Annotated in this window: 6 protein-coding genes and 1 rRNA gene; all 7 read left to right on the top strand. The window is 71.3% G+C overall.

The window, feature by feature from the left end; all coding sequences use genetic code 11:
- Nucleotides 1–14 precede the first annotated feature (14 nt).
- The 7 genes from rrf to ASG30_RS13610 all read left to right on the top strand — a co-directional run bounded on the left by rrf (nt 15) and on the right by ASG30_RS13610 (nt 7,849).
- Nucleotides 15–127, top strand: a 5S ribosomal RNA gene (gene rrf / locus ASG30_RS13640).
- Nucleotides 128–433: 306 nt separating this feature from the next.
- The gene (locus ASG30_RS13635) at nt 434–760 is read left to right on the top strand and encodes an H-NS histone family protein (RefSeq protein WP_055897454.1); all 327 of its coding nucleotides are present in this window, start codon (nt 434–436) and stop codon (nt 758–760) included.
- Nucleotides 761–1,004: 244 nt separating this feature from the next.
- A complete protein-coding gene (locus ASG30_RS13630; protein ID WP_055897451.1) occupies nt 1,005–1,295 on the top strand; it encodes a hypothetical protein in 291 nt (96 codons plus the stop codon).
- Between the two features lie 218 nt (nt 1,296–1,513).
- Nucleotides 1,514–2,893 (top strand): HlyD family efflux transporter periplasmic adaptor subunit, encoded by a 1,380-nt coding sequence (locus ASG30_RS13625; protein ID WP_055897448.1) that lies wholly within the window; start codon nt 1,514–1,516, stop codon nt 2,891–2,893.
- Entirely contained in the window at nt 2,890–5,037 is a 2,148-nt protein-coding gene (locus ASG30_RS13620; RefSeq protein WP_055897445.1) for a hypothetical protein, read from the top strand. The genes ASG30_RS13625 and ASG30_RS13620 overlap by 4 nt, the downstream gene beginning before the upstream one ends.
- Entirely contained in the window at nt 5,034–6,947 is a 1,914-nt protein-coding gene (locus tag ASG30_RS13615; RefSeq protein WP_055897442.1) for a preprotein translocase subunit SecA, read from the top strand. The genes ASG30_RS13620 and ASG30_RS13615 overlap by 4 nt, the downstream gene beginning before the upstream one ends.
- Nucleotides 6,944–7,849, top strand: coding sequence for an efflux RND transporter periplasmic adaptor subunit (locus ASG30_RS13610; RefSeq protein ID WP_055897439.1), 906 nt, complete (start codon nt 6,944–6,946; stop codon nt 7,847–7,849). The genes ASG30_RS13615 and ASG30_RS13610 overlap by 4 nt, the downstream gene beginning before the upstream one ends.
- Nucleotides 7,850–7,855: the final 6 nt, after the last annotated feature.

The following is a 7,855-nucleotide window of genomic DNA, read 5'->3' as shown; positions in this document are numbered from 1 at the left end:
GGCAAAAAGTTATGCCTGATGACCATAGCGAGGTGGTCCCACTCCTTCCCATCCCGAACAGGACAGTGAAACGCCTCTGCGCCGATGATAGTGCGGATTCCCGTGTGAAAGTAGGACATCGTCAGGCTCTTACAGCCCCAAAAGGCCCAGCAGAAATGCTGGGCCTTTTGCTTTGGGCAAACGATTCCTTGCGCGGGCCCGAGATTGTTCGGAGCCCTCGTGTTCGTCGGCGCCGGCCAGCTTTGTGGGATGCATGAAGCTCAAGAATCATGGCCTCCGCGCTTCTCGAGGTCGAATGGGGCGTAATGGGGCGGAGCGGCTCCGGAGCATCCCTGTTTCGGAACACCGAAAGCGAAATCATCCTCCGAGGTAATACCAATTACCGTCCAATTTCGGTACCATCCGACCTCCATTGGACTACGGGGCTGCATCCATGACCACTTACCTCGAACTGAAAGCGCAAGCCGAGAAATTGCTTGCGCAGGCCGAAGACCTTCGCCGCAAGGAAGTGGACGACACCATTGCCGACATCAAGGCCAAGATCCAGGCCTATGACCTGACCGCGAAGGATCTCGGCCTGGCGTCTGGCGCCACGGGTCAACGCGGGCCGCGCAGCCGCGCTGCCAGCACTCCGGTTGCGACGATCAAATACCGGGGACCGAATGGTGAAACCTGGTCCGGCGGCCGCGGGCGGCGGCCAAAGTGGGTGATGGACGCCCTGGCCAGCGGAAAAAAGCTGGAAGACTTCGCCGCAAAGTGAAGGCCGTAGTGAGCTGCGCCGCAATGAAGGCGCCGCAGTGAGTTGCGCCGCAATGAAGGCGCTGCAGTGAGCTGCGCCGCAAAATGAAGGGGCCGCCCTTGGCGGCGACAAAGGGCCTGCGAAAGCAGGCCTTTTTCATTGGGGCGATTCAAGGACAACCGGCATGGGAAATGCTGCGCAGACTTCCCCATGCCGCAGTCTTCCCCCAGACCGCAGCGTTCCCCCCGACGAGGGTTCCGCACAAATGAGCTACCCCCACCAGCACTACCCGAAGGAAGACCACCCGGAGGTGCGCGAGACCTTCGCGGACTCCCTGGGGCTTCTCACTTACGACGGCCGCACCCTGCGCCTCGAGCTGACCTGCTCACGCGTCGATGAACTGACGCCGGGGAAGGAGGCCAAAGGCCGGCGCCACGTCGTCGCTCGCCTCGTCCTCACCCAGGAAGCGGCCGGTGACCTGCACGTGAAGCTGAGCAACATCGCCGCGCAATTGCGGCAGGCGTCACGGATCCCGGAGATGGCGACGAAGCACTGAGGTCGACGCATGGGGCAGTTGCCCCGACCGTGGGGGGAAGCACCCAGCCTTTTTCCAACGGCGACCATGGGCGGGCAGGGCAGAGGCCTCATCCAATGACGCGAGCAACAGTCAAGTCTCCGTCAGCCAACGCTCCCAGCCCCCCAAAACCGTCTTTGGTCATTTTTCCTTGCGTGAGCCCATCGGTGCGGGAGAGAATTTGTTGCGCACTGTCACAAATGGACCTCTCCAGCCCACCTCCGCAGTTTTCGGGCCGATCCGCAACCGAGGCCCAGCTCCTGCGCCCGCTCGCCGCGGCTCTCTCGCGCGCCACCCTTTCGGAAGCCGCAGCCGGCTTCGGTGCCGAGCTGTGCGAACTGCTGAACTGCAGCCGCGCCTCGGTGGGCGTGCTCGAGGTGGGTGTCCTGCGGCTGGCGGGCAGTTCGCATCCCGCCGAACTCCAGCCCGGCCAGCCGGCCACCGCAGCCTTGCTCGACGCCATGCAGGAGGCCTTGGACCAGCACCAGCCGGTCGCCTGGCCCGCGGCGCCGGGCCAAGACCTGATCACGCTCGCCCACCGCCAGCTTGCCCACGCCGGCACCGCCTGCACGGTACCCCTCGTGGACGGGACCCGCGTCATCGGCGCGCTGACGCTGGAACGCGCCTCGGCCCCCTTCGCGTCCATGGAAGTGGACGCGCTGCACGACCTTTCGCGGCTGGCCGGCCCGGTCTTCGAACTGAAGCGGCAGCTGGGGTTGCCGTGGCACGTCCGCCTCCTGCAGCACGCACGAACGCGCCTGGCCCACCCCCAGCGCCGCCCGCTGGCCATCGGCGGTGCGATCACATTCGTCCTGCTCGCGCTGGCCGTGCCCATCCCCTGGCGGGTGAGCGCGCCCGCCCGGCTCGAAGGCTCGGTGCAGCGCGCCGTCGTCGCCGCCACCGACGGATTCCTCCAGCAGGCCAACGTGCGCCCCGGTGACCGCGTGCGGGCCGGCCAGGTGCTGGCCGAACTCGCCGCGCAGGACCTGGAGCTGGAGCGGCGTCGCCGCGAGAGCGAGGTGCGCCAGCACGAGGGCGGCTTGCGCGCCGCGCAGGCCGGCGCCGATCGCGCCCAGATGGTCACCTACCAGGCCAAGGCCGCCGAGGCGCAGGCGATGCTGTCGATGGTGGAAACGCAGCTGCAGCGGGCGCGCATCGAAGCGCCTTTCGACGGCATCGTCATCAAGGGCGACCTCACCCAGAACCTCGGTGCGCCGGTGCAGCGCGGGGACGTTCTGATGGTGCTGGCCCCCAACGACAGCTTCCGCCTGATCCTGGAGGTGGACGAGTCCGACATCGGCGCCGTACGCGTCGGCCAGCCGGGGCAGCTCGCGCTCACGGCGCAGCCGGACCGCACGCTGCGCTTCGTCACCCGGCGCGTCGTTCCGGTGGCGGCCACGGCCGAGGGCCGCAACTACTTCGAGGTCGAGGCCACGCTGGACGAGGCACTGCCGCAGTTGCGCCCGGGCCTGAGCGGCATCGGCAAGGTCGAAGCCGGCTGGCGCCCGATCGCCTGGCTGCTGGCCCACCGCGCCGTCGACTGGCTGCGCCTGGCCTGGTGGAAGGTGACCCCCTGGTGAACGAACCGCTGGTCAGCGCCTCGTGGCATCGCGTCGCGGGGCTGCGGCCCAGCCTGGTGCCCGGGCTGCGCATCGTGCGCCAGCAGGTGCGCGACCAGGTCTGGCACGTGCTGGTGGAGCCGGCCTCGGGCAAGCAGCTGCGGCTCAACCCCGCTGCCTACGCGCTGGTCGCCCGCTTCGACGGGCAGGCAGCGGTGGACCAGCTGTGGCAGCGGCAGCTGGTGCAGCTGCGCGAGGATGCTCCCACGCAGGACGAGGTGCTGCGCCTGCTCGCGCAACTGTTCCGTGGCGGCATGCTGCGCTTCGACGCCGCGCCGCACCTGTCGCTGCTGTTCGCGCGCCGCGACGAGGACGCCCGCAAGCGCCGGCGGGGGATGCTCAATCCGCTGATGGTGCGCATGCCGCTGGGCAATCCCACCGCGCTGCTGGACCGGCTCGCGCCCCTGGGCCGGTGGCTGTTCCGCCCCGCGGCCTTCGTGGCCTGGGCCGCCGCGGTGCTGCTGGCGTTGCTGGCCGCCGGCGTTCATTTCGGCGAACTGAAGGCCCATGCCAACCGCCTGTTCGCCACGCCTTCCAGCTACCTGGTCGCCTGGCTCTGCTACCCGGTGCTCAAGCTGCTGCACGAGCTGGCCCACGGCCTGGCGGTGCGGCGCCACGGCGGCCAGGTGAGCGAGATCGGCATCTCGCTGATGTTCCTCACGCCCGCGCCCTACGTGGACGCCAGCGCCGCCAACGCCTTCCCGAGGCCGCGGCAACGCCTGGTCGTGAGCGGCGCCGGCATCCTGGTGGAAGTGGCGCTGGCCTGCCTGGCGCTGTGGGCCTGGCTGCTGGTGAGCCCCGGCCTCGTGCGCGACATCGCCATGGTGGTGATGCTGACCTGCTCGATCTCCACCGTGCTGTTCAACGCCAATCCGCTGATGCGGTTCGACGGCTACTACGCGCTGTGCGACGCGCTGCAGCTGCCCAACCTGGCCCTGCGCAGCAACGCCTGGTGGGCGCGCCGCTGGCGCCAGTGGATAGGCGCACCGGCGGCCGGCCCCGCGCCCTTGCTCGCGCGAGGCGAAACCAAGTGGCTGGCCGCCTACGCGCCCGCCGCCACGGTGTACCGCGTCGTGCTCCTGCTGACGCTGGTGTTCTGGATCGGCAGCCAGTCGTGGCTGCTCGGGTGGCTCGCAGGCCTGGCTTTGCTGGCGTGGGGCGCACGCAAAGTGTGGCGCTGGGCGCTCGGCGGCGCGGCCGGGGGCGACCCCGCGCTGCAACGGCGCTCCTTGCGCGCCGCCGGCCTGGTCGCGGGCGCCGCGGTGCTGCTCCTGCTGGTGATCCCGGCGCCGCAGTCCGTGGTCGCCCGGGCCGTCGTCTGGCCGCCCGAGCAGGCGCTGCTGCGCGCCGGCGCCGCCGGCTTTGTGGAGCGGCTGGAGCTGCCGCAAGGCGCCCAGGCCGAAGCCGGCCAGGCGCTGGTGATGCTGCAAGACCCGGTGCTGGTCGCCGGGCACCAGCGGGTCTCGTCCGAGCGCACCGGCCTGCTCGCGCAGCAGTACCGGGCGCTGCTCAGGCAGCCGGTGCGGGCCGCGTCGCTCGCCGAAGACCTGGACCGCAACGCCGCCGAACTCGCCCGGGCCGAGGAGCAGTTGGCGCTCCTGGAGGTGCGAGCCCGCGTAGGCGGCGAAGTGGTGTGGGCGCGCCCGCAGGACCTGCCCGGCAGCTTCGTGCGGCGTGGCGCCATGCTGGGCCACGTGCTGGCCGGCGGCCCCGCGCACGTGCGCATCGCGCTCCTGGAAGACGACTACCTGCGCACGCGCGGCCGCGTCCGCGCGGTCGAGGTCCGGCTGGCGGAGGACGCGGCCAGGGTCTACGAGGCCCGCCTGTCCGATGCGGCCCCCGGCGCGAGCCTGGAGCTGCCAGCGCAGGCCCTGGGCGACCGCTTCGGTGGGCCGATCCCGCTCGACCCCGCCGACCCCAACGGCCATCGGACCCTGGTGCCCGTGTTCCTGCTCGATGCGCAGGTGCCGGCCCTGCAGGCTACGGCCTTTGGCGGCCGGGCCTGGGTCAAGCTGGTGCTGCCGCCGCAGCCGCTGGGCCTGCAGTGGTTCTCGCGCCTGCAGCGGCTGCTGATCAAGCAGTTCAGTCCCACCGGCCAGGCATGAGCGCTGCGGTCTCCTGGCCATTCCCCGGGCTGGTCTGGGGGCCGTACCCCCAGAGGCGCCTGCCGGTCGAGGAGTCACGCCGACGCGCACAACTGCGGCCGCGCGCCCTGGCCGATGCGGCGCGCGCACTGCACGCGCAACTGCAGGCCCCGATAGCGCTGGCGCCCGCGCTGCAGGCGCTGCGCCAGGTGCCGCAGGCGCGGCGCGACGAGGCCTGGCTGCAGCAGGCGCTGCGGGTGGCCGGCGCGGCGATGGAGCAGGCGCTGGGCGTGCGGGCCTACTGGCAGCAGCTCATGGCCGCCCGTGCGCTGCTCGACCAGCGGCTGGTGGAGATGGACACCGGCGAGGGCAAGACCGTCGCGATCGCCCTGGCCGCCGCCACGGCGGCCCTGGCCGGCACGCCGGTGCACGTGGTCACCGCCAACGACTACCTCGCGCAGCGCGACGCCGACGAGCTGCGCGTGTTCTACGACCGGCTCGGCCTGTCCGTGTCCTCGATCGCGCAATCCCTGGAGATGGCCGGGCGTCGTGCCGCGTACGCCTGCGACGTCACCTACTGCACGGCCAAGGAGCTGGCCTTCGACTACCTGCGCGACAGCCTGCTGCAGCCCAATGACCTCTCGCCGCTGGAGCGCCGATTGCGCGAAGGCGCGGTGCGCCAGGCGCCGGTGCTGCGCGGGCTGTGCCTGGCCATCCTCGACGAGGCCGACACCCTCCTGATCGACGAGGCGCGCGTGCCGCTGGTGCTGTCGCAAGCCGCGCCTTCGCTCGCGGAACAGGCCTTTTTTCGCCGGGCGCTGGCCATCGCCCGCCGCCTGGTCCAGGGACGCCACTACACGCTGGAGTCCGGCGCGGTGCGGCTGACCGATGCGGGCCTGGCGCAGCTGCAGGACTGGCCCGCCGATCCGCATCCGCTGCTCGGCCATCCGCAGCACCGCGCCGCCACGCTGGAGATGGCCGTCACCGCGGTCGCCCGGCTGGCGCGCGACCGCGACTACGTGGTGCGCGAAGGCGAGGTGCAGCTGGTCGACGAGACCACCGGCCGCACGGCGCCCGGCCGCGCGTGGAGCCGGGGGCTGCACCAGCTGGTCGAACTGAAGGAAGGCGTGCCGTTGACCCGTCGCAACGCCACCCTGACGCAAGTCACGTTCCAGCGATTCTTCATCCGCTACCTGCGGCTGGCCGGGATCAGCGGCACGCTGCGCGGGTCGGGCGCGGAGCTGCGGGCGGTGTACGGCCTGGGCACGGTGCGCGTGCATCCGCGCACGCCGCGCCAGGTGCGGCACGAGCCCACGCGGCTGTTCGCCGACAGCGCCACGCTCTGGCAGGCGGTGGCCGCGCGCGCGGCGGACCTCTGCGCCGAAGGCCGCGCCGTCCTCGTCGGGACCGAAAGCGTGCAGCAGTCGGAAGCGCTGGCCGACGTCCTGCGCGCACGCGGGCTGGCCCCGGTGGTGCTCAACGCGCGCCAGGAGCGCGACGAGGCCGAAGTGATCGGTGCCGCAGGGCAACCGGGCCGCCTGACGGTGGCCACCAGCATGGCGGGGCGGGGCGCCCACATCACGGTGGCGCCGCAGGTGCTGGCCGCGGGGGGCCTGCACGTGATCCTGTGCCAGCTCAATGCTTCGCAACGCATCGACCGCCAGTTCCTCGGTCGTACCGGCCGCCAGGGCCAGCCGGGCAGCTGCCAGGTGATGGTGGCGCAGGACTTTCCGCTGCTCCAGCGCTGGCTGCCCCCGTGGTGGCAAACCCTGATCAAGCGGCTCGGCTTCCCCCGTTCATTCGTTGCCGCCAGCCTTTGGGCGGCGCAAGTGACCGAGGTCTGTACGAGAACGCAACAACGTGTAAGACTTTCCCGAGTGGCGGAAAACGAGGAGCGCGATCTGAACTTCAGTCGTTGGGGATTGGGATGAAAAGCCTGCGCCTTGCATTGCTGTCCGCGGGCCTGTCCCTGGGCTGCGCCGCCGCCCACGCGGCGCCTGCGCAGGCCCTGGGCTGCCTGATCGAGCCGGCCAGCGTCTCGGAGCTGGGCAGCCCGGTGGTCGGCGTGATCGAACAGGTCCACGTCGAGCGCGGCGACCGCGTCCACGCGGGCCAGCCGCTCGCCACGCTGCGCGCCGACGTCGAACGCATGTCGGTGAGCGTGGCCGAGGGGCGCGCGCAGGGCCTGGGCGAGCTGAAGGCGGCCGAGGCCAACGCTGAACTGGCGCGCCAGAAGCTGGCCCGTGCCGCCGACCTCGCGGGCAAGGAATTCATCAGCGCGCAGGCGCTGGAGCAGGCCCGCGCCGAAGCGCTGGTTGCCGAGAACCGGTTGATCCAGGCGCGCGAGCAGCGCGAGATCTACGGCCGCGAGCACGAGCTGGCCCGCGCGCAGCTGGGCCTGCGCACCATCCGCAGCCCGGCCGACGGCGTGGTGGCCGACCGCTACATGTCGGTGGGCGAGCGGGTCGAGGAAAAGCCCATGTTCCGCATCGCCGTGGTCAACCCGCTGCGAGTCGAGGTGGTGCTGCCGGCCTCGCTCTATCCGGTGGTGCGCAAGGGCGTCACGCTGCGCATCACGCCCGAATTCCCCGGCGCGCCGGCGCGCCTGGCCACCGTGAGCCTGGTGGACGGCGTGATCGAAGGCGCCAGCAACACCTTCCGGGCCCGGCTGTCGCTGCCGAACCCGAACAACAGCCTGCCGGCCGGGCTGCGCTGCAAGGCCGACCTGCCCGGCAACGACGTGGCCGCGACCGCGCGACCCGTGTCCGGCGCCGGCTCTCCACCACCGATTGCGCCGTTGACCCCCGGCCTGCGGGCACGACAGGGACTCTGAGCGCGC

The organism is Ramlibacter sp. Leaf400, from assembly GCF_001424545.1.
Classification (GTDB): Bacteria; Pseudomonadota; Gammaproteobacteria; order Burkholderiales; family Burkholderiaceae_C; genus Ramlibacter.
The sequence above is the reverse complement of the archived record's forward strand: the minus strand, read 5'-3'. Positions and strand labels throughout refer to the sequence as shown.